The sequence below is a fragment of the Roseateles agri genome (assembly GCF_034043675.1).
Classification (GTDB): Bacteria; Pseudomonadota; Gammaproteobacteria; order Burkholderiales; family Burkholderiaceae_C; genus KK5.
The window spans coordinates 11,790-31,165 of the sequence record NZ_JAXCLA010000012.1 but is presented as its reverse complement, the minus strand read 5'-3'; the positions used below and the strand labels follow the sequence as shown (position 1 = coordinate 31,165).

Genomic DNA, 19,376 nt, shown 5'->3' with positions numbered 1-19,376 from the left:
CCTGCTGCGCCGCCGCCACAACCCAATCCAAGCGCTGGAACACTCTGTGGCAAACGTGAGGTGGCAGCCGCGACACGCGAGGCACGAGCGGGCCGGCCGGCCGCGCCGCCCGCGGGGTCGGCGGGCGATTTCACGCGGGAAATCTTCCCTGGCGTGCGGCCGCCGCCCGCGGCACGCTTGTTCTCCATGGTTTTGAAGTGCGGAGGAAAAGCAGGCTCAGAACTTGCAGTTCACCCTTGCCGAGCGAGCGGTGCATTCGTCAGCGGGTCATCTTCGAGTGCTTCTTTGGGTTTTCGGTGCACCCGGCTCAGGTCACTTCAAAACAGGAGACATCAATGCAAGTAACAGGGCATTCGAAATGGCGCTTTCTGCGCCATCTGGGCCTGGCACTGCTCGCCGTCCCGGCCTTGGCTCTGGCCAACGCCGACGTCGAGAAGAACATTGCCAATTCGAAGAACTGGGCGATGCAGGCTGGTGACATGTTCAACCAGCGCTACAGCAAGCTCAACCAGATCAACACAGGCAACGTCGGCAAGATGCAGGTCGCGTGGACCTTCTCCACCGGCGTGCTGCGCGGCCACGAGGGCTCGCCCCTGGTGATCGACGGCACGATGTACCTGCACTCGCCGTTCCCCAACAAGGTCTTCGCGATCGACCTCGATTCGCAACGCATCCTCTGGAAGTACGAGCCGAAGCAGGACCCGGCCGTGATCCCGCAGATGTGCTGCGACACGGTGAACCGCGGCCTGGCCTATGCCGAAGGCAAGGTCTTCCTGCAGCAGGCGGACAGCACGCTCGTCGCGCTGGACGCCAAGAGCGGCAAGGTGATCTGGAGCGTCAAGAACGGTGACCCGAAGCTGGGCGCCGTCAACACCAACGCGCCGCACGTCTTCAAGGACAAGGTCATCACCGGCATCTCCGGCGGCGAATGGGGCGTGCGCGGCTTCATCGCGGCCTACAACATCAACGACGGCAAGCTGGCCTGGAAGGGCTACAGCGTCGGCCCAGACGCAGAAATGCTGATGGACCCGGCCACGACGATGACCTGGACCGACGGCAAGATGGCGCCGGTGGGCAAGGACTCGTCGCTGAAGACCTGGCAGGGCGACCAGTGGAAGACCGGCGGCGGCACCACCTGGGGCTGGTACAGCTACGACAAGGCGCTGAACCTGATGTACTACGGTACCGGCAACCCGTCGACCTGGAACCCGTCGCAACGCCCCGGCGACAACAAGTGGTCGATGACCATCTGGGCGCGTGATGTCGACTCCGGCAAGGTCAAATGGGTCTACCAGATGACGCCGTTCGACGAGTGGGACTTCGACGGCATCAACGAAATGATCCTGGCGGACATCAACGTCAAGGGCAAGCCGACCAAGGCGCTGGTGCACTTCGACCGCAACGGCTTCGGCTACACGCTGGACCGCGTGACGGGCGAACTGCTGGTGGCCGAGAAGTACGACCCGGCCGTCAACTGGGCGACCAAGGTCGACATGAAGAGCGGCCGTCCGCAGGTCGTCTCGAAGTACTCGACCGCGCAGAACGGTCCTGACGTCAACACCAAGGGCATCTGCCCGGCGGCGTTGGGCTCCAAGGACCAGCAGCCGGCCGCGTTCGACCCGGAAACCAAGCTCTTCTACGTGCCGACGAACCACGTCTGCATGGACTATGAGCCGTTCAAGGTCGAGTACACCGCCGGCCAGCCGTACGTGGGCGCCACGCTCTCGATGTACCCCGCGCCGAACAGCCATGGCGGCATGGGCAACTACATCACCTGGGACGCCGGCACCGGCAAGATCGTGCAGAGCCACTCCGAGAAGTTCTCGGTCTGGAGCGGCGCGCTCAACACCGCCGGTGGCATCAGCTGCTACGGCACGCTGGAAGGCTACCTGAAGTGCGTTGACAAGAAGGACATCAACAAGGAGCTGTTCAAGTTCAAGACGCCGTCCGGGATCATCGGCAACGTCTTCACCTACGAGCAGAAGGGCAAGCAGTACATCGGCGTGTTCTCGGGCATCGGTGGCTGGGCCGGCATCGGCATGGCCGCTGGCCTGGAGAAGCCGCAGGACGGCCTGGGCGCCGTCGGCGGCTACGCCGAACTGGCCAAGTACACCGACCTCGGCGGCTCGCTGACGGTGTTCGCACTGCCGAACTGATTGATCGATCGATTCAGTAGTGATGTTCGATAGCCCGGAAACAAGCAAGCAACGTCCGGGCTGGTAAATGACGGGGCGGCTTCCAACGTGGACACCGCCCCGTTTCTTTTCTTGATGTGGACGTATTGGACGTATTGGGAATCGGAATGAAATTTCTCCTTTCTACGAAGCCTTCTTTCTTCGCCGCCATGCTGCTCGGCCTGGCTGCCGCGACCGCCGCCCAGGCGCAGGACAACAGCGGGTTCAAGGTGGTGGACGGCACCAAGGTCGATCCGGTCACGATGAACGGATTCCGCACCTGGCGCGCCGCAGCCTGCGACCGCTGCCACGGCGCCAACCAGGAAGGCATGGTCGGCCCCTCGCTGATCAACAGCCTGAAGACGCTCACCAAGGACGAGTTCTTCACCACCATCACCAACGGGCGCCTGGAGAAAGGCATGCCCAGCTTCAGCACCAGCAAGCAGGTGATGGACAACAAGGAAGCGCTCTACCAGTACCTGAAGGGTCGCTCCGACGGCGTCATCACGCAGGCCCGCGTCGAACCCATCAAATGATCAAACCCGCCTCCCTCCTCGTCGCGCTGGCGCTGGCCGCCGGGGCGACGGCACCGGCGCTGGCCCAGGACGACAAGCCGCCCGCCCGCGAGGCGCTGCGCGTCTGCCAGGACCCGAACAACCCGCCGTTCACGACGACGGACGGCACCGGCATCGAGAACCGCATCGCCCAGGTCTTCGGCAAGGCGATGGGCCTGCCGGTGACCTTCTACTCGTTCCCGCAGCGGATGAACTTCATCCGCAACACGCTGCGCTACAAGCTGCCCGGCAGCGACTACCCCTGCGACATCGTGATGGGCGTGCCGATCGGCTTCGACCAGGTCTCGGTCACCAAGCCCTACTACCGCTCGACCTACGCGCTGGTGTTCGCGCAAGGGCACGGCCTGGACGATGTGAAGACCGGCGCCGACTTCCTCGCGCTGGATCCGGCCAAGCTGCACAAGCTGCGCATCGGCCTGTACGACCAGGGCCCCGGCTCCGACTGGGTCAACCGCCACGGCCTCGTCGACCAGACCGTGCCCTACCACCTGATGAACGCCGACCCCGGCCAGTACCCGGGCGAGATCATCGAGAAGGACCTCGCCGCCGGCAAGATCGACGTGGCGCTGGTGTGGGGCCCGATGGGCGGCTACTTCGCCAAGCGCGTGCAGTCGCCCAAGCTGGCCGTGGTGCCGCTGAAGTCCGAGCCGGGCATCAAGTTCGACTACGAGATGGCCATGGGCGTGCGCTACGGCGAGCCGGCCTGGAAGAAGCAGGTCGAGGGCCTGATCGATTCGCAACGCGACGCGATCCAGGCGATCCTGAAGGAGTTCAACGTGCCGGTGGTGGACGAGTCCTACGTGGACCCTAAGAACGCGGCCCGGCTGGCGGCGGACAAATGAAGAAGGCGCTGCTGCTCATCGGCGCCGCCCTGCTCTCGGGCGCGGCGCTGGCCGCCGACGACTTCTCGCCAGCCGAGAAGGCCATCTTCATGACCGACCAGCTCAGCACGCTGCGTCCGCCGATGACCCTGCACTACAGCTTCCGCAAGAGCGGTAGCCTGGAGCCCGGCTTCGACGACAGCGTGGCGCTGACCCTGAACCCCACCGACAAGGGCAGTTGCTGCGCCGTGCACGGCGAGTTCCTCAGCGGCCCGCGCCGCACGGCACTGCCCGACATCGACTACGGCAGCGCCAATCCGGTGACGCTGTACTTCCTCGAGCGGGACATCCGCGAGATGAACCGCATCACCAAGGGCAGCCAGAACTACTTCCGCAAGCGCATCCGCATGGCCGCCTACCAGGGCGCCACGGTAGTCCCGGCCAGCTTCCGCTACCAGGGCAAGACCGTGGCTGGCCAGGAGGTCACGCTGAAGCCCTACGTGGACGACCCGAACAGCGCGCGCTTCGAGCAGTTCACCGGCAAGGAGTACCACTTCCTGCTGTCGGACGCCGTGCCCGGCGGCGTCTACGCGATCCGCACGCTGACCGCCGGCGGCAGCGGCGGCCAGGCGCTGCTCAGCGAGGAACTGCTGATCGACGGCGCCGAACCCGCGGCGCACTGAGGACACTGATGATGATCACAAGTAAACAACTGTTGATTTGCTGCGCCGCGCTGCTGAGCGGTGCGGCTGCGCACGCCGCCGACGACAACGGCTATCCGACCTCGGACCGCGTCCTCTACGTGCAGGAATGCATGGCCGCGCACCCCGGCCACTACTACGAGATGGTCAGCAAGTGCTCCTGCGCGATCGACTCGATCGCAGCGCAGGTGCCCTACGACGACTACATCCACATGACCACCGTCGTCAACGCGATGACGATCGGCGGCGAACGCGGCGGCACGCTGCGCGACAACGAATCGATCAAGCCCGAGATCAAGCGCTACCGCGACCTGAACGCGAAGGCGCAGAAGGGCTGCTTCATCGGCATGGAAGGGCCGAAGTAGCGGTGCGCTGCATCGGCGCCCTCCTGGGCATCGCCTTCGGCTGCGCGGCGTCCGCCTTCGCCGCGCCCTTCGCCTACATCACCAACCAGGGCAGCCACGACGTCTCGGTGATCGACCTGGCGCAGCAAAGAGTCGTCGCCACCGTGCCGGTGGGGCGCTCGCCGGCCGGCGTGGTCGCGGCGGGCGGGCGGGCCTTCATCTCGAATCCGGACAGCCGCGACATCTCGGTGATCGACATGGCCAGCCAGTCGGTCGTGCGCACCTTGCAGGCCGGCCAAGGGCCGGTCGGCATCGATGCGGCGCCGGACGGCAGGCAGCTCTTCGTCGCCGACTGGTATGCCAACGAGCTGCTGGTGTTCGACACCGGCGGCACGGCGACGCAACCAGTGGCCCGCATCGCCGTGGGCCACGCGCCGGCCGGCGTGGCGAATGACGGCGGCGACATCGTCTACGTGGCCGAGCGCGACGACGACAGCGTGGCGGCCGTCAGCCTGCGCGAGCGTAAGGTCGTCGCCCGCGCCAAGGTCGGCACCCATCCGTTCGCGTTGCTGCTGGATGCGCCGCGCAAGCGCCTCTACGCGCTCAACGTGCTGAGCGACGATGTCTCGGTGATCGACCTCTCCAAGCCAGGCGCGATGTCGGTGACGGCCACGCTTCACGTCGGCAAGGCGCCTTACGGCGCCGCGCTGGCCGCGGGCGGCTCGTTGCTCTATGTGAGCAACCAGCACGAGGACAGCGTCTCGGTGATCGACGCCGCCACTTTGGCGCCGCTGCGCACGCTGGAAGGCTTCGGCTACCCCGAGGGCATCGCCGCGTACGAGGACAAGGTCTACGTCGTCAACTGGATGGACGACGCAGTCAGCGTGCTGGACGCCGCCAGCGGCCGCGAGCTGCGCCGCATCCGCACCGGCAAGAACAGCCGCGGCTTCGGCGCCTTCATCGGCGCACCGACGCCGCCCTGACATTTCATCGACAACAAGGAGACAACAAGTCGTGAACACACGCAGAAAACTCGCCGCTACTTTGCTGGCCCTGCTCGCCCTCGCACCGCTGGCCGCCCTCGCCCACGGGCCGACCCGCCAGAAGGTGACCGAGAGCGTGACCATTGATGCGCCGCCGGCCGCCGTCTGGGCCCGCATCAAGAACTTCGACTCGCTGAAGGACTGGCACCCCGCCATCGCCGAAAGCCCGGCCAGCCAGGGCAATGCAGTCGGCTCGGTGCGCTCGTTGAAGCTCAAGGGCGGAGGCGAGCTGACCGAGACGATCGAGCGCTACGACGACGCCGGCATGAAGTACAGCTACCGCGCCAAGGACGGCGGCGCGCTGCCGGTGACCAACTACACCTCGACGATCAGCGTCACGGCCGGCGAGGGCGCCGACGCGGGCAAGACCGTCGTCGAATGGCGCGGCGCCTTCTACCGCGGACACCCGGGCAACGAGCCGCCGCCGGAACTGAACGACGACGCCGCGGTGGCCGCGATCACCGGCGTCTACCAGTCCGGCCTGGCGAATCTGAAGAAACTCGCCGAGCAGAAGTAAGCACAGCCAGCAGCCCGGCGAGCAGCAGGGCCGCCGACGCCGGCTCCGGCACGACGGCGGCCGGCTCGAAGGTGAAGTCGTCGGCCACCCAGTTGCCGGTCAGGTCGCCGGTCTCGTGCCGGTCGATCCGGTAGCCGGTGATGCCCGCCAAGGTTGCGAACGCACTGGTGTCGACGAAGCCCATGACCCCGGGCTGGCCCGCCACGGCCGGCGCCGGCAGGTCGAACACGACCGACATCAGCGCCGTGCCGCCCGTGCCCAGCGCGCTGATCGTCACCTGGTCCGACCCGGCGCCGAAGCCGTAGTACTCGTTGCGGCCGAACCAGGCGCCGGTCAGCACCATGCCCGTTGTGATCAGCAGGCCGTCGTTGCCGGTGCCATCGCCCCCGTTGGTCAGGAAGTAGTGGCCGGAGTGCGGGATGCCGAACAGCGGCCCCGGCGTCACCGGATCCACCCGCGCCTCGTCGCCGACGACGACGAAGCGGCTGTCCCACGTGACGCCCTGGTAGATCGAGCTGTCGCCGTTGGCGTAGAAAAGGCCGGTCGAGCTGGTCAGCGGCGGCGGGGTGGGGAGGTCGTCGAATGTGGCGGTGGACGCTTGCGCCGGAATCAGGGCGGCACCGGCCAGCGACAGGATGGCGATCGACAACGGCTTCATGCAAACCTCCACGCCTGGAAACCAGGCCGCGAGCGTGGCACGCGGGCGGCGGACGGTCAAGCGAGCCGGCGGGCGGCACTTTGAACCTTCAGGCGCCGGGCGGGAATTCATGCGGAGGAGAATCTACGCATGTTGAACCGGATCCTGCGCAAGACGACGCAACCGGGCCTGTCCAGGGAAGGGGCAGTGCCGCCCGGCGGCGCGCCCGATGCCGCGGAAATGTTTCTTTTCCAAGGGGTGCGGCAGGGCCGGCAGAAGTCTTTCGAGGAGCTCTACCGCCTCTACCACCCCCGGCTGCAGCGCTTCCTGCTGCACATGATCCGCCAGGGCGACCAGGTGGTGGAAGAGGTGCTGAACGACACGATGATGGTCGTCTGGCGCCGCGCCGACGCCTTCGACGGACGTAGCAAGCTGTCCACCTGGATCTTCGGCATCGCTTACCGCAAGGCGCTGAAGGCTTTGTCGCGGCAGGACCTGCCGGCCGACGATTCGGACCTGCCGGAAACGGCCGATTCCGCGCCGGGCCCGGAGTCGGCGATCGGCTTCGTGCAGCTGCGCCGCCGGCTGCAGGAGGCGATGAGCGCGCTGAGCGTGGATCACCGCGCGGTGGTCGAGCTGTGCTATTTCCAGGACATGAGCCATGCGGAGATTGCCGAAATCGTCGGTTGCCCGCCCGAGACGGTGAAGACGCGCATGTTCTATGCGCGGCGCCGCCTGCGCGGGCTGTTGGAAGACCTGGGCGAATGAGAAGCGCCAGGAGAGTCATATGAGCAATGTCGTCGTCCCCCTCGAAACCGATCCCCACCAGGCCGTGCTGGCGCTGCTGCCCTGGTACTCACGCGAACGCCTGTCCGGCGAGGAAATGAGCCTGGTGCGCGAGCACCTGCAGCACTGCGCCGCTTGCCGCAGCGAGCTGGAAGCCGAGCGCTCGCTGCAGGCCGCACTGGCCGACAGCCGCGAGGAGCCCGCACTCAACACCGAGGCCGCGCTGCATCGCATGCGCCGCCTGATGAACGAGCAGGCGCCGGAGAAAGCAAAGCGCGGCTGGATGCCCTGGGCGCTCGGTCTGCAGGGCGTGGCGATCGTGGCGCTGGTCTTCGTCGTCGCCCGGCCCGCGCCGGAAGCGCTGGCGCCGTACAAGGGCCTGTCCGCCGCCGGCATGCCGGCCGAGACCGTGCATGCCGAAACGATCGTGATGTTCCGCCCCGGAGTGGACGAAGCCGGCATCCGCAAGGCGCTGCTGGCCCATCGTGCGCAGGTGGTGGGCGGCCCGACCGAGAGCGGCGCGTACCGGTTGCACCTGCCCGGCGGCGCGCCGGCGCTGGCCGCCCTGCGCGCCGAGCCAGTCGTGTCCCTGGCCGAATCGCTCGATCCACCCCCGCCGCCGGCCCAGCCATGAAGCGCTTTCTTCGCCTGCTCCTGCTGGCGGCCGCGGCCTGGATCGCCGGCCCGGCCGTGGCGGCGCAGGCAGTGCCCACGCCGCAAGCGCAGGAACAGCAACTGCTCGTGATGCTGCGCCTGCCGCGGCCGCACTATCGGCCCGACAGCAGCTACGCCGGCCACTACGGCGACGCCGTCGGCCTTCAGGCCCGCAAGCGCCTGGCGGCCGACCTGGCGCGCGACTACGCGCTGGAGCTGCAGGACGAATGGGCGATGCCGCTGGTCGGTGTCGACTGCTTCGTCATGCGCGTGCCCGAAGGCGGAACGCACAGCGCGGCCGAGGTCGCGCGCACGCTGTCGAACGACAAGCGCGTGGCCTGGGCGCAGACCGAGAATCTCTACCGCGGCCAGGCGGCGGAAGCTCCCGGCGAGAACAAGACGCTCTACCCCACGCAGCCCGCCGCCGCGCAGTGGCACCTGACGCAGCTCCACAGCCTCGCCACCGGCCGCGGCACGCGCGTGGCCGTGATCGACAGCGGCGTCTCCAGCGAGCACCCCGACCTGCTGGGCCAGGTCGTGCTCAACGAGAACTTCGTCGACGGCCGCCCGCTGCAGGGCGAGGCCCACGGCACGGCGGTGGCCGGCATCATCGCCGCGCGCGCCGACAACCGGCAGGGCATCCTTGGCGTGGCGCCGCGCGCCAGCCTGCTGGCTCTGCGCGCCTGCTGGCAGGAGGGCGCCGCGCTCACGCTGTGCACCACGCTCTCGCTCGCCAAGGCCCTGCACGAGGCGATCCAGCAGCGCGCCGAGGTCATCAACATGAGTCTGGGCGGCCCCGACGACCGGCTGCTGGGCCGCCTGATCGACGAGGCCGTGGCGCGCGGCATCGCCGTGGTGGCCGCCGTGGGCAGCGAGGAGGGTGAGCGCTTTCCGGCCGACCACGCCGGCGTGCTCGCCGTGGGCAGCGCGCCACCGCTGCCCGCGGGCGCGGTGCTGGCGCCGGGGCGCGACGTGCCGGCCACGACGCCCAACGGCGGTTGGACCTTGGTCAACGGATCGTCGTTCGCGTCGGCCCATGCAGCCGGGCTGGTGGCCCTGCTGCGTGAACTCGGCGGTGGGCAGCCCAAGGACCTGGGCAAGATGTTGGTGCTGGACAAATCCGGCCGGATCGACACCTGCGCCACGCTCGCGCGGCGCGCCCGTTCACCCTCGCCAAGCTGTGGAGCCGTGACTCTGGGGCAAACTTCGGAGTAATGTCCTTCGGATCTCCGAACCGCGCGGCCACGACCGCATCCCTGGCATGGCTCCTCGCCAGCATCACGCCGCCGGCATTGGCCGAGCTTGGCGGGACTGTGTCCATCCAGTCTGACGCGCGCGACCGCGGCCTCTCGTACAGCGACGACAAGCCGGCCGCGCAGCTGACGCTGGCCTACGACGGCAACGGCGGCTGGTACGGCGGCGGGACGGCGATGCGGGCTAAGTTCTCGGAACACAGCAGCAACGTGATCAGCGCCTATGGGGGCCGCGTCGTGAACCTGGCGCCCGGCCTGGATGCCGAGGCCGGCCTGCAGTTCAACCACTACGCCTCGATCACGCGCTACGACTTCGGTGAGCTCTACGCCGGCCTGCTCGGCGAGCGCTGGTCCGCCCGGCTGCACTACGCCAACGATTACTACGGCACCGGCCAGCACAGCGTCTACGGCGAACTCAACTTCAACTGGCCGCTGCGCAAGACCCTGATGGCCAGCGCCCACCTGGGCGCGCTGAACGGTTCCCGCGGCGACTACGGGATCACGCACGGCGACACCCGCTTCGATTCGCGCCTGGGCCTAGCCTGGCAAGTGCAGTCCGTGGAACTGCAGCTCTCCTGGGTCGCCGTCAGCCGCGGCGGCCCGTACACCTGGATGACCGAGCGCCGGCGCAACGCCCTCGTACTCGGTCTCTCAACCAGCTTCTAGTCCGCACTTGAACCCCTGACCGTCGCGCCGGTACTAACCGGCAATCTCGACGGACTCGGAGGTCATGATGCGGCTGGCTTGGGTGGGGCGGATTGCCCTTTGTGTTTTGATCGTCGCACTGGTCGACGCATGTGGTGGCGGCAGCGGGGAAGGGCTCGATGCCAACGGGCGGCCGATCGGCGAAGGCGCCGATCCCGGCGGCCCGCTGCTGCCCAACTACACGTCGATACAGTCGCACGTGTTCACGCCGATCTGCGCGGCCTGCCACGCCGGCGGCTCGGCGCCGCAAGGCCTGCGGCTGGACGCCGGCAATGCCTACGCGATGACGGTCGGCGTCTCCAGCGCCGAGGTGTCTTCGCTGAAGCGCATCGCGCCGGGCGATCCGGACAACAGCTACCTGATCCAGAAGATCGAGGGCCATGCCGCCGTCGGCGCGCGGATGCCGTTCGGCGGCCCCTACCTGGATGACGCCACGATCGCCGTGATCCGCCAGTGGATCGCCGAAGGAGCGGCACCATGAGGGCGATCCACCTGCTGCTCGCGCTGGTCATCGGCCTGCTGGCGTCCGTCACCGCGCAGGCGGAGCCCTACCTGGCCATCCGCTACGGACTCAAGTGCTCCGCCTGCCACGTCAACCCGAGCGGCGGCGGCCTGCGCACCGCGCTGGGCCAGACCTTCGTGCAGAACGTGATCGCGGCGAACCCCGCACCGGCACCGATGTCCTCGTGGACAGGCAGCCTGGCGAGCTGGCTGCGCGTGGGCGGCGACCTGCGCACCGACTCGACCGAGACCCACGTCAGCGGCCAGCCGAGCACGCGCGTCTCCGGCAACGAGCAGACCCGGCTCTATGCCGATCTGCAGCTGCTGGACAACCGCCTCGGCGCCTACATCGACGAACAGGTGGCGCCGGGCAAGTCGCTGCGCCAGGAGGCCTATCTGCGGCTGCAGACCTCGGACGGCAGCTGGTACGCCAAGGCCGGCCAGTTCTACCTGCCCTTCGGCTGGCGGCTGCAGGACAACACGGCCTTCGTGCGCCAGCTCAGCGGCATCAGCATGACGGTTCCCGACAAGGGCGTCGAGTTCGGCATGGACAAGGGCGACTGGTCGGCCCAGCTGGTCTACAGCGACGGCCCCGGCAACAAGGGCTCCGTGCGCGGCCACCAGCTCACCGGCCAGGTGATGTGGCTGCAGTCCTGGGGGCGCCTGGGCGCATCGACGGCGAAGGTGCAGTCCACCGCCGGCGGCCGCGACGCCTGGGGCCTGTTCGCCGGCACGACGACCGGGCCGGTCGCCTGGCTGGCCGAGCTGGACTACGTCAGCGACGAGGGCTTCCCGGAAGGCCGGCGCCGCCAGACCGCGAGCCTGCTGGAAGCGAACTGGCTGGTGATCAAGGGCCACAACCTGAAGCTGAGCAGCGAATGGCTGGACCCGGACACCCACGTCAGCCACGACGACAAGGTCCGCTACAGCCTGGTCTACGAGTACACGCCGATCGGCTTCATGCAGCTGCGCGGCGGCTACCGCTGGTATGGCGGCATCCCGCAGAACGCGGTGGACAACCGGCGAACCCTGTTCGCCGAACTCCATGCTTTCTTCTGAGCCCCTGCAGTCGCTGTCGCTGCTGACGCTCTATCTGACGGAGCGCTGCAACTCGCGCTGCATCAGCTGCGACTACTGGCGCACCGGCCGGCGCGACATGAGCATGGAGCAGCTCGATGCGTTGCTGCCCGGCCTGAAGGACCTCGGCACGCGCGAGGTACTGATCTCGGGGGGTGAGCCGCTGCTGCATCCCGAATGGGCCGCCATCGCCGACCGGCTGCGCGCACAGGGTCTGCGCCTGTGGCTGCTCACCGCGGGCCTCGCGCTGGCCAAGCATGCGCAGGCGGCGGCGGAGCGCTTCGAGCGGGTCACCGTCTCGCTCGATGGCGCCGATCGTGAGAGTTATGCGGCCATCCGCGGGGTCGATGCCTTCGATGCCGTCTGCAAAGGCATTCACGCCGCGGTGCACGCCGGTGCGCAGGTGGGGCTGCGCGTGACGGTGCAGCGCGGCAACTTCCGCGCGCTGCCGCGCTTCGTGGCACTGGCTCGCGAGCTCGGTGCGGCGAGCGTCTCCTTCCTCGCGGCCGATCTCGGCAACGCCGAGGCCTTCGGCCGCGAGCCGGGGCAAGGCGGCGCTGCGGACATCGCGATCACCGGCGCGGACCTGGATGACTTTGCCGACGTGCTCGACGCGCTCGAACGCGGCGAAGCAAGCACCTTCGCCCAACGCTTCATCGAGGAATCGCCGCCGAAGCTGCGCCGCCTGCACGCCTACTACGCGGCGCTCGCCGGCCAGGGGGCGTTTCCGCCGGTGCGCTGCAATGCACCGGCGTTCTCGGCCGTCGTACAGGCCGATGGCCAGTTGCGGCCCTGCTTCTTCATCCCCGGTCCGCCGGCGCCACCGACCACCGACCTGGCCGCCGCGCTGAACACGCCCTTCATGCGCCAGCTGCGCGGGAACATCGCCGCCGGCCGTCGGCCCGAATGCGAGCGTTGCGTCTGCGCCAAGTGGCGTGAGCCGGAAGCCATCGCGGCATGAACCACACCAGCGAAGCGCTCGCCAACGTCGCCGCCTACGACCGCTGGGCCGAACGCTATCCGCCCGAGGCCCACAACCCGCTGATGCGCACCGAGCAGGCCGCCATGCTGGCGCTGTGCCCGGACCCGAGCGGACGGCGCGTGCTCGACCTCGCCTGCGGCACGGGTCGCTACGGCCTGCTGATGCAGCAGCGCGGCGCCGCGGCCGTGGTCGGCGCGGACCGCGCGCCGCAGATGCTGCAGCACGCCGTGCTGCCCTGGCGCGTGCAGGCCGACATGGCCGCGCTGCCCTTCGCCAGCGCACAGTTCGACCTGATCCTCTGCGGCCTGGCCGTGGGCCACGCCCCCTCGCTGATGGCCTGGGTGCGCGAGGCCGCCAGAGTGCTGGCACCGAGTGGCAGCCTGCTGATCTCCGACTTCCACCCCGACGCGGCGCGCGCCGGCATGCACCGCAGCTTCACCGATGCGCAAGGGCAGGAGCACCGCCTGGCGCACAACCTGCACGACCCGGCCGACTACGCCTTCGCCGCGGCCGTCTGCGGCCTCCATCTGCGCGTCTGCCGCAGCCTGCGGGTCGGGCATGAATTCACCGAACAGTTCAGTGGCTCGGACGCCTTCCATGCGCGCTGGCACGGCCTGCCGCTGCTGCTGGTCGTGCGGATGGACAAGCCGTGACGAGCACGCCGCTGTTCCTCGCCAACGCTAGCGATGCCGCAGGGCGGCGCTTCGACCTGCGCGTGGCCGAGGGCCGCGTGGCAGGTTCGGCGCCGCAGCCCGGCGACCACGTGCTGGACCTGGCCGGCCGCTGCCTGCGCCCGGGCCTGATCAACGCCCACGACCACCTGCAGCTCAACAGCCTGCCGCGGCTCAAGTACCGGCAGCAGCCGCATGCCAACGTGGCCGAATGGATCGCCGACATCGACGCCCAGCGCGCGCTCGACCCGCGGCTGCGCGCCAATGCGGCACGGTCCAAGCCGGCGCGGCTGCTCGCTGGCGGCCTGAAGAACCTGCTGGCCGGCACCACCACCGTGGCGCATCACGATCCCTGGCACCCCCGCCTCGACGACGAGGACTTTCCGGTGCGCGTGCTGCGCAGCGCCTGGTCGCACTCGCTGGGCCTCGATGGCGACGCGGCCGTGCGTGCGGCCTGCCACGGGGCGCCTGCGGGCGAGCCGTGGATCGTTCATGCCGCCGAGGGTGTCGACGATGCCGCCCGGCTCGAGTTCGAGCGGCTCGAAGCGCTGGGCTGCCTCGGTCCACGCACGCTGCTCGTCCACGGCCTCGCGCTCGACGACGCCCAGCAGCGCCGCCTGGTGCAGGCCGGCGGCGGCCTGGTCTGGTGCCCGGCCTCCAACCTGCATCTGTTCGGCCGGACGATCGCCCCGCAAGCACTGGCCGCGCAAGGCCGGCTGGCGCTGGGCAGCGATTCGCGCATCAGCGGCACACGCGACCTGCTGGACGAGCTGGCCGTGGCTCGCCAGCACAGCATGCTCGACGAGATGGCGCTCGAAGCGCTGGTCAGCACGCAGGCCGCCGCACTGCTGCGCCTGCCCGACTGCGGCCATCTTGCCCCGGGCGCGCGGGCCGACCTGCTGGTGCTGCCGGCAGGCCTCGCGCTGTCCCGCGCCCGGCGGGCCGACGTGGAGCTGGTCGCGGTCGACGGCCGCATCCTCCTCGCCGATCCGCACCTGCCCGGCCTCGACGACGCGGACCTGCTGCCCGTCCGCCTCGACGGGCGCCCCAAGCTCCTGCACGCCCGCCTCGTCGCCGCGCTGCAGCTCGAAGACGTGACGGAGCCCGGCCTCGACCTGGCACCCGCCCTGGAAGCCTTGTCATGACCCCGCCCCGCGTATTGCTCATCAACCCGACCATCACCTCGCATGCGCGCTTTCCGCTGGCGGTGATGCAGCTGGCCGCGGCGCTGTCGGAGCGCTATGCGACGCGCATCATCGACGGCAATCTCGATCGCGATTTCATCGACCGCACGCGCGCCGCGCTGCGCGAAGGCGGCGTGGTGGCGATCGGCATCAGCGTGATGGGCGGACCGCAGCTGCCCTCGGCACTGGCGGTCTCGCGTGCGATCCGCGAAGAGGCGCCGCAGCTGCCGATCATCTGGGGCGGCTACTTCCCGACGCTGTGCCCCGACGCCACGCTGGCCAGCCCGGTCGTGGACTACGCGGTGCGCGGCCAGGGCGAGCGCACGATCCGTGAGCTGCTCGACGCGCTGGCGGCCGGCGGCGAGCTGCAGGACATCGCCGGGCTCTCGTGGCGCCGCCAGGGTGAGATCATCCACAACCACGACCGCGGCTTCTCGCCGGTGGCGCCGGCGCTGGATTTCGACAGCGTGGACGAGCCCCAGCGCTACATCGGCCCAACGTACCTGGGCCGCCGCACCACCGGCTACCAGGCGGCGCTGGGCTGCCGCTACCGCTGCAGCTTCTGCGGCGTGGCCGCGCTGTTCCGCGGCAAGACGGCGCTGCCACCGGCCGAACGCGTGGAGCAGGACCTGCTCGAACTGCGCGCGCGCTTCGGCGTGGACTCCGTGCAGTTCTACGACCACAACTTCTTCGACCGCGAGGTGGACATGCAGCCGCTGCTGCACACGCTCGCGCGCGTGGCGATGCCGTGGTGGTGCTATGCGCGGGCGGACGCGCTGGTGGGCCTGTCGGAAGCCTCCTGGGCCCTCGTGCGCAAGAGCCGGCTGCGCATGGCCTACATCGGCGCCGAATCGCCGGACGATGCCACGCTGAAATCGATGCGCAAGGGCACGCGCTCGGACCAGACGCTGGAGGTAGTGGAAGCCTGCCGGCGCAACGGCGTGGTGCCGGAACTCTCCTTCATGCTTGCGCCGCCGCACGATCCGGTCGGCGAGACCGAGCGCACCTTCGAGTTCATCCGGCGCATCAAGCGCGTCCATCCGGCCGCCGAGATCATGCTGCACATCAACACGCCGCTGCCGCCACAGCGCGGCATGCGGCCGGACCCGAACGCGCCCAAGCTGGACTTCCCGAAGACGGCCGAAGGCTGGGCCGAGCCGCAGTGGGTGCGCTACTGGTGCCACAAGGATGCACCCTGGGTGGACGCGCCGCTGCGCCAGCGCATCGAGGATTTCCGCCTGGTGCTCGGCAGCCGCTTCCCGACGGTCACCGACTGGCGCGCGCCCGGCTGGCAGAAGCAGGCGCTGCGCGGCGTGGCGGCCTGGCGCTACCGGCTGCGCCGCTACGACCGGCCCTGGGAGCTGGCGCTGATGCGCCGCGTGGTGCGGCTGTGGGATCCGCAGCTCAAGGGGCTGTGAATGCGGGTCGCGCAGCTCAACTTCCATCGCGATGCCGCGGGCCGTGCGCCGGCGGAGCTGCTGGCCGCCTGGCCGACGCTGGGCCAGCTCGCGCGCTCGGCCGCGCTCGGCGGCGCGCAGGTCCGCGTGCTGCAGGCCAGCGGCCATCGCGCCATCCTGGCCGATGCGGGCGTCGAGTACCGCTTCGGGCCGCTGGATGGAACCCGGCTGCAGGCGGCGATCGCTGACGCGGAGATCCTGCATGTCCACGGGCTCGGCTTCGGCCGCGAGCTGCGCAATCTGGCCGCCATCAGCGCCGGCCGGCCCATCGTGCTGCAGGACCATGCCGACCGGCCGCCGCGGCTCTGGCGCCGCTGGCACTGGCGGCGATCCGCGCGGGCCGCCCGCGGGGTGATCTTCTGCTCGCGCGAGCAGGCCTTGCCGTTCACGCAGCCTCGACTGCTGGCGCCGCAGACGCGCATCTACGAGCTGCCCGAGTCGACTTCCGCTTTCCAGCCGCAGCCGCGCGAGGAGGCGCGCCGCGCCACCGGCCTGCACGGGGCTCCGGCGCTGCTGTGGGTCGCGCACCTCGATGCGAACAAGGATCCGCTGACGATGCTCGATGCGCTGGCACTGGCCGCGCCTCGCTTGCCCGACGCGCAGCTGTGGTGCTGCTACGGCAGCGCGCCGCTGCTGGACGCCGTGCAGCAGCGCGTGGCCGGCGATCCGCGACTGGCCGGCCGCGTGCATCTGCTGGGCCGCCAGCCGCACGAGCGGATCGAGACGCTGATGAGCGCGGCCGACCTGCTGGTGCAGGCCAGCCATCGCGAGAGCACCGGCTACAGCCTGATCGAGGCACTGGCCTGCGGGCTGCCGCCGGTGGTGACGGGCATTCCGTCCTTCCGTGCGGTGCTGGGCGAGGGCACCGAGCTGCCGGGGCTCTCGCCCGTCGCCGACGCGCCGGCGCTGGCCACGGCGCTGGTCGCCGCCTGGGCCCGCCCGCAGCCGGCGCTGCGCGCGGCGGCCCGAGCACGCTTCGATGAGGCGCTGTCGCCATCGGCGCTCGGCCGGCGGCTCGTCGATGTCTACCGGGATCTGCTGTCGTGATCGCGGCGCTGCCGATGCACGACAACGGTCGCCTGCGGCGCGCCTGGTGGATCAATCTCGCCTCGTCCGTCGGCGCCGTCGTCGGCAGCTTCGTGATCGGCCTGCTGCTGGCGCGGATGCTGGCACCGGCGGAGCTGGGCCTGTTCGCCACGGCTTCGGCCGTCATCGGCGTGGCGCAGCTGCTGCGCGACCTGGGCGTCAGCAGCTACCTGCAGCGGGAGCCGGAGCTCGACGCGGAGCGCTTCGGCGCCTGCGTCGGGCTGCAGATCGCCGTCACCGCGGCGCTGGGCGCGGCGCTACTGGCCGGCGCGGGCCTGCTGGCACAGCTGCTGGGCATGCCGACGCTCGCCCCGCTGATCCGCGTCCTCACGCTGGGCCTCGTGCTCACACCTTTCAGCGCGCTGATGGCCGCGCTGCAGCTGCGCGCGCTCGAGGCTTCGCGCATCGCCTGGGTGTCGAGGCTGGGCACGCTGAGCTGGGGACTGGCCTCGATCGGATTCACGCAGCAAGGCCACGGCGCGCTGGGCCTGGCATGGGCGCAGGTCCTGCGGGTGCTGGTCTGCACCATCGCCTACGGGTTCATGCGTCCGCCGGGTCTCTCGTGGCGGCCGCGCTGGCAGGGCTGGCGGCCGGTGCTGCGCTTCGGCAGCGGAGCGCTGGGCGGCAATCTGCTGAGCGGGCTCAACGGCCTGGTGCCGGACTTGCTGCTCGGCCGCCTCGGCGGCTCGGCGCAGGTGGCGATGCTGGGCCGGGCGAACGCGGTCGTCGGCAGCTTCCAGAACATGGCCGGCGCGGCGATCGGTTTCGGCACGCTGCCGCTGGTGGCACGGCAGCATGCCGCGGGCACATCGCTGGCCCCGGGCTTGATGCGCGCCAGCGCCTTGCTCACCGGCGCTGCCTGGCCCTTGCTCGCGTGGATCGCAATGGAGCGCGAGGCGCTGCTGCACCTGCTGTTCGGCAGCGCCTGGGCCGGCAGCGCCGCAGCCGTCGCGCCGCTGGCCCTGACTGCTGCCCTAGGTCTGGCGACGCATCATGCCGGCCTGGCGCTCACCGCCATCGGTCGGCCACATCTCGCGACCCTGCTGACGGCGGCGCAGTTCGCGGCGCGGCTGCTGCTCGTCGGGGTGCTCTACGACGGTCGGCTGGCGTCCTTCGCCTGGGCCTTGGCCGCGGCCGTGCTGCTGGTGCTGCCCTTGCAACAGCGCCTGTTCGAGCGGCACCTGCGGCTGGGCTTGCCACAACTGCTGCGCGCTGACCTGCCCAGCCTGCTCGTCGCAGGCGCCTGCGCACTGGCGGCCACGCCCTGGGCGTCTCTCTGGCTCTCGGCCGCCGCGGCCTTCTGCGCTTGGCCGCTGGCCTTGCGCCTGACGCGGCACCCGCTGCTCGACGAATTGATTCAGCTCGCGCGCTTGCGCAGCACCACCAGGAAATGATCACCCAACTGCCTGATCCCCGGCCAACCGGCCACGCGCCGGTCGAGGCGCCACAGCCGCTCGTACCAGGTCGGATGCCTGTCGCGCAGGCCCAGCAGGTAGGGCGGCGGCACGAAGACGCAGAGCCCGCGCACGTGCTCGACGTCGAACTGCTCAGCGAACGGGCGGGTGAATTCCGCGGGCGTGTAGTAGCGCGTCCAGATCGTCTTGCCGTTCATGCCGACCGGCACGGTGCCGCGCGCAAAGCGGATGCCGGCACGCTGCCAGCGGCCGCGCGCGACGTAGTGCATGAATTCCCACGGGCAGTAGCGACCGATCACGGTGAACACCATCACGCCGCCAGGGCTCAGCAGGCGCGCGCACTGCGCGGACAGCTCGGCCAGGTCGGGCACGCAGTTGAGCGGGCCCAGGTTGGAGTAGATGCCGTCGAAGCGCGTCTCGCCCTCGATGCGGGCCAGCTCGTGCGCGCCGATGGCCAGCGCCTCGACCTGCTCGCCCAGGCCCGCCTGCTGCGCCCGGTCGCGCGTGCGCTCGACCATGGCCGGCGACCAGTCGCTGGCGGTGACGCGATGGCCGAGGCCCGCCAGATGGACGGCATCCAGCCCGGTGCCGCAGCCCAGGTCGAGCAGGCGGCTGCGCGGCGCGAAGCTGCGGTCGAGCCAGCCCCACATCTCGGCGCGCATGTCCTGGATCGCGGCGTTGTTGCCGCGCGGGCCGTCGTAGTCAGGGGCGACGCTGTCGAAGGCTTGCTGGGTGTCGTGCAGGCGAAGCTCGGTGCGGGTGTCGTTCATGGGAATCGATGGGAGACGTTGCG

The 19,376-nt window shown here is 69.8% G+C and carries 21 protein-coding genes; 19 read left to right on the top strand and 2 right to left on the bottom strand.

The window, feature by feature from the left end; genetic code table 11:
- Positions 1 to 335: 335 nt before the first annotated feature.
- The 7 genes from SNE35_RS30105 to SNE35_RS30075 all read left to right on the top strand — a co-directional run bounded on the left by SNE35_RS30105 (position 336) and on the right by SNE35_RS30075 (position 6,175).
- The gene (locus SNE35_RS30105) at positions 336 to 2,156 is read left to right on the top strand and encodes a methanol/ethanol family PQQ-dependent dehydrogenase (protein WP_320426763.1); all 1,821 of its coding nucleotides are present in this window, start codon (positions 336 to 338) and stop codon (positions 2,154 to 2,156) included.
- 146 nt (positions 2,157 to 2,302) lie between these two features.
- Positions 2,303 to 2,710: a c-type cytochrome gene (locus tag SNE35_RS30100; RefSeq protein WP_320426762.1), complete on the top strand. Its 408-nt coding sequence runs from the start codon at positions 2,303 to 2,305 to the stop codon at positions 2,708 to 2,710.
- Positions 2,707 to 3,591 (top strand): quinoprotein dehydrogenase-associated putative ABC transporter substrate-binding protein, encoded by an 885-nt coding sequence (locus SNE35_RS30095; RefSeq protein ID WP_320426761.1) that lies wholly within the window; start codon positions 2,707 to 2,709, stop codon positions 3,589 to 3,591. Before SNE35_RS30100 ends, SNE35_RS30095 begins: the two co-directional genes overlap by 4 nt.
- On the top strand, positions 3,588 to 4,253 hold the full coding sequence (locus SNE35_RS30090) for a hypothetical protein (RefSeq protein WP_320426760.1): 666 nt from the start codon (positions 3,588 to 3,590) through the stop codon (positions 4,251 to 4,253). Before SNE35_RS30095 ends, SNE35_RS30090 begins: the two co-directional genes overlap by 4 nt.
- An 11-nt stretch (positions 4,254 to 4,264) precedes the next feature.
- A complete protein-coding gene (locus SNE35_RS30085; RefSeq protein WP_320426759.1) occupies positions 4,265 to 4,636 on the top strand; it encodes a hypothetical protein in 372 nt (123 codons plus the stop codon).
- A gap of 2 nt (positions 4,637 to 4,638) precedes the next feature.
- Positions 4,639 to 5,598 (top strand): YncE family protein, encoded by a 960-nt coding sequence (locus SNE35_RS30080; RefSeq protein WP_320426758.1) that lies wholly within the window; start codon positions 4,639 to 4,641, stop codon positions 5,596 to 5,598.
- 31 nt (positions 5,599 to 5,629) lie between these two features.
- Positions 5,630 to 6,175 carry an SRPBCC family protein gene (locus SNE35_RS30075; protein WP_320426757.1) on the top strand — a complete coding sequence of 182 codons (546 nt, stop codon included), beginning with the start codon at positions 5,630 to 5,632 and terminating at the stop codon, positions 6,173 to 6,175.
- Here the strand turns inward: SNE35_RS30075 and SNE35_RS30070 are convergent.
- Positions 6,117 to 6,833, bottom strand: a complete 717-nt coding sequence (locus SNE35_RS30070; protein ID WP_320426756.1) for a PEP-CTERM sorting domain-containing protein — start codon at positions 6,831 to 6,833, stop codon at positions 6,117 to 6,119. The genes SNE35_RS30075 and SNE35_RS30070 overlap by 59 nt on opposite strands.
- 129 nt (positions 6,834 to 6,962) lie before the next feature.
- Here SNE35_RS30070 and SNE35_RS30065 point away from each other — a divergent pair, with 129 nt between their 5' ends.
- The 12 genes from SNE35_RS30065 to SNE35_RS30010 all read left to right on the top strand — a co-directional run bounded on the left by SNE35_RS30065 (position 6,963) and on the right by SNE35_RS30010 (position 18,562).
- Entirely contained in the window at positions 6,963 to 7,580 is a 618-nt protein-coding gene (locus SNE35_RS30065) for an RNA polymerase sigma factor (RefSeq protein WP_320426755.1), read from the top strand.
- A gap of 19 nt (positions 7,581 to 7,599) precedes the next feature.
- A complete protein-coding gene (locus SNE35_RS30060) occupies positions 7,600 to 8,232 on the top strand; it encodes a zf-HC2 domain-containing protein (protein WP_320426754.1) in 633 nt (210 codons plus the stop codon).
- Positions 8,229 to 9,467: a S8 family peptidase gene (locus SNE35_RS30055; RefSeq protein WP_320426753.1), complete on the top strand. Its 1,239-nt coding sequence runs from the start codon at positions 8,229 to 8,231 to the stop codon at positions 9,465 to 9,467. Before SNE35_RS30060 ends, SNE35_RS30055 begins: the two co-directional genes overlap by 4 nt.
- Entirely contained in the window at positions 9,467 to 10,171 is a 705-nt protein-coding gene (locus SNE35_RS30050) for a TorF family putative porin (RefSeq protein ID WP_320426752.1), read from the top strand. The genes SNE35_RS30055 and SNE35_RS30050 overlap by 1 nt, the downstream gene beginning before the upstream one ends.
- A gap of 106 nt (positions 10,172 to 10,277) precedes the next feature.
- Positions 10,278 to 10,691: a c-type cytochrome domain-containing protein gene (locus tag SNE35_RS30045; RefSeq protein ID WP_320426751.1), complete on the top strand. Its 414-nt coding sequence runs from the start codon at positions 10,278 to 10,280 to the stop codon at positions 10,689 to 10,691.
- Complete coding sequence (locus SNE35_RS30040; RefSeq protein ID WP_320426750.1) at positions 10,688 to 11,770, top strand: DUF3445 domain-containing protein; 1,083 nt, start codon at positions 10,688 to 10,690, stop codon at positions 11,768 to 11,770. Before SNE35_RS30045 ends, SNE35_RS30040 begins: the two co-directional genes overlap by 4 nt.
- Complete coding sequence (locus SNE35_RS30035; RefSeq protein ID WP_320426749.1) at positions 11,757 to 12,749, top strand: radical SAM protein; 993 nt, start codon at positions 11,757 to 11,759, stop codon at positions 12,747 to 12,749. Before SNE35_RS30040 ends, SNE35_RS30035 begins: the two co-directional genes overlap by 14 nt.
- Positions 12,746 to 13,423 (top strand): class I SAM-dependent methyltransferase, encoded by a 678-nt coding sequence (locus tag SNE35_RS30030; RefSeq protein ID WP_320426748.1) that lies wholly within the window; start codon positions 12,746 to 12,748, stop codon positions 13,421 to 13,423. The genes SNE35_RS30035 and SNE35_RS30030 overlap by 4 nt, the downstream gene beginning before the upstream one ends.
- Complete coding sequence (locus SNE35_RS30025; RefSeq protein WP_320426747.1) at positions 13,420 to 14,586, top strand: amidohydrolase family protein; 1,167 nt, start codon at positions 13,420 to 13,422, stop codon at positions 14,584 to 14,586. The genes SNE35_RS30030 and SNE35_RS30025 overlap by 4 nt, the downstream gene beginning before the upstream one ends.
- Complete coding sequence (locus SNE35_RS30020; RefSeq protein ID WP_320426746.1) at positions 14,583 to 16,043, top strand: B12-binding domain-containing radical SAM protein; 1,461 nt, start codon at positions 14,583 to 14,585, stop codon at positions 16,041 to 16,043. Before SNE35_RS30025 ends, SNE35_RS30020 begins: the two co-directional genes overlap by 4 nt.
- Entirely contained in the window at positions 16,044 to 17,129 is a 1,086-nt protein-coding gene (locus SNE35_RS30015; protein WP_320426745.1) for a glycosyltransferase family 4 protein, read from the top strand. It abuts the gene before it with no gap.
- The gene (locus SNE35_RS30010) at positions 17,126 to 18,562 is read left to right on the top strand and encodes an oligosaccharide flippase family protein (RefSeq protein WP_320426744.1); all 1,437 of its coding nucleotides are present in this window, start codon (positions 17,126 to 17,128) and stop codon (positions 18,560 to 18,562) included. Before SNE35_RS30015 ends, SNE35_RS30010 begins: the two co-directional genes overlap by 4 nt.
- Here the strand turns inward: SNE35_RS30010 and SNE35_RS30005 are convergent.
- Positions 18,526 to 19,353 (bottom strand): class I SAM-dependent methyltransferase, encoded by an 828-nt coding sequence (locus SNE35_RS30005; protein WP_320426743.1) that lies wholly within the window; start codon positions 19,351 to 19,353, stop codon positions 18,526 to 18,528. The two genes, SNE35_RS30010 and SNE35_RS30005, sit on opposite strands and share 37 nt — an antisense overlap.
- Positions 19,354 to 19,376 lie beyond the last annotated feature (23 nt).

Bases quoted from the DNA above. Each gene is read 5' to 3' on its own strand.
- SNE35_RS30105 (WP_320426763.1), top strand. From the start codon at position 336: ATGCAAGTAACAGGGCATTCGAAATGGCGCTTTCTGCGCCATCTGGGC.
- SNE35_RS30100 (WP_320426762.1), top strand. From the start codon at position 2,303: ATGAAATTTCTCCTTTCTACGAAGCCTTCTTTCTTCGCCGCCATGCTG.
- SNE35_RS30095 (WP_320426761.1), top strand. From the start codon at position 2,707: ATGATCAAACCCGCCTCCCTCCTCGTCGCGCTGGCGCTGGCCGCCGGG.
- SNE35_RS30090 (WP_320426760.1), top strand. From the start codon at position 3,588: ATGAAGAAGGCGCTGCTGCTCATCGGCGCCGCCCTGCTCTCGGGCGCG.
- SNE35_RS30085 (WP_320426759.1), top strand. From the start codon at position 4,265: ATGATCACAAGTAAACAACTGTTGATTTGCTGCGCCGCGCTGCTGAGC.
- SNE35_RS30070 (WP_320426756.1), bottom strand. From the start codon at position 6,833: ATGAAGCCGTTGTCGATCGCCATCCTGTCGCTGGCCGGTGCCGCCCTG.
- SNE35_RS30065 (WP_320426755.1), top strand. From the start codon at position 6,963: ATGTTGAACCGGATCCTGCGCAAGACGACGCAACCGGGCCTGTCCAGG.
- SNE35_RS30060 (WP_320426754.1), top strand. From the start codon at position 7,600: ATGAGCAATGTCGTCGTCCCCCTCGAAACCGATCCCCACCAGGCCGTG.
- SNE35_RS30055 (WP_320426753.1), top strand. From the start codon at position 8,229: ATGAAGCGCTTTCTTCGCCTGCTCCTGCTGGCGGCCGCGGCCTGGATC.
- SNE35_RS30050 (WP_320426752.1), top strand. From the start codon at position 9,467: ATGTCCTTCGGATCTCCGAACCGCGCGGCCACGACCGCATCCCTGGCA.
- SNE35_RS30040 (WP_320426750.1), top strand. From the start codon at position 10,688: ATGAGGGCGATCCACCTGCTGCTCGCGCTGGTCATCGGCCTGCTGGCG.
- SNE35_RS30035 (WP_320426749.1), top strand. From the start codon at position 11,757: ATGCTTTCTTCTGAGCCCCTGCAGTCGCTGTCGCTGCTGACGCTCTAT.
- SNE35_RS30030 (WP_320426748.1), top strand. From the start codon at position 12,746: ATGAACCACACCAGCGAAGCGCTCGCCAACGTCGCCGCCTACGACCGC.
- SNE35_RS30020 (WP_320426746.1), top strand. From the start codon at position 14,583: ATGACCCCGCCCCGCGTATTGCTCATCAACCCGACCATCACCTCGCAT.
- SNE35_RS30015 (WP_320426745.1), top strand. From the start codon at position 16,044: ATGCGGGTCGCGCAGCTCAACTTCCATCGCGATGCCGCGGGCCGTGCG.
- SNE35_RS30005 (WP_320426743.1), bottom strand. From the start codon at position 19,353: ATGAACGACACCCGCACCGAGCTTCGCCTGCACGACACCCAGCAAGCC.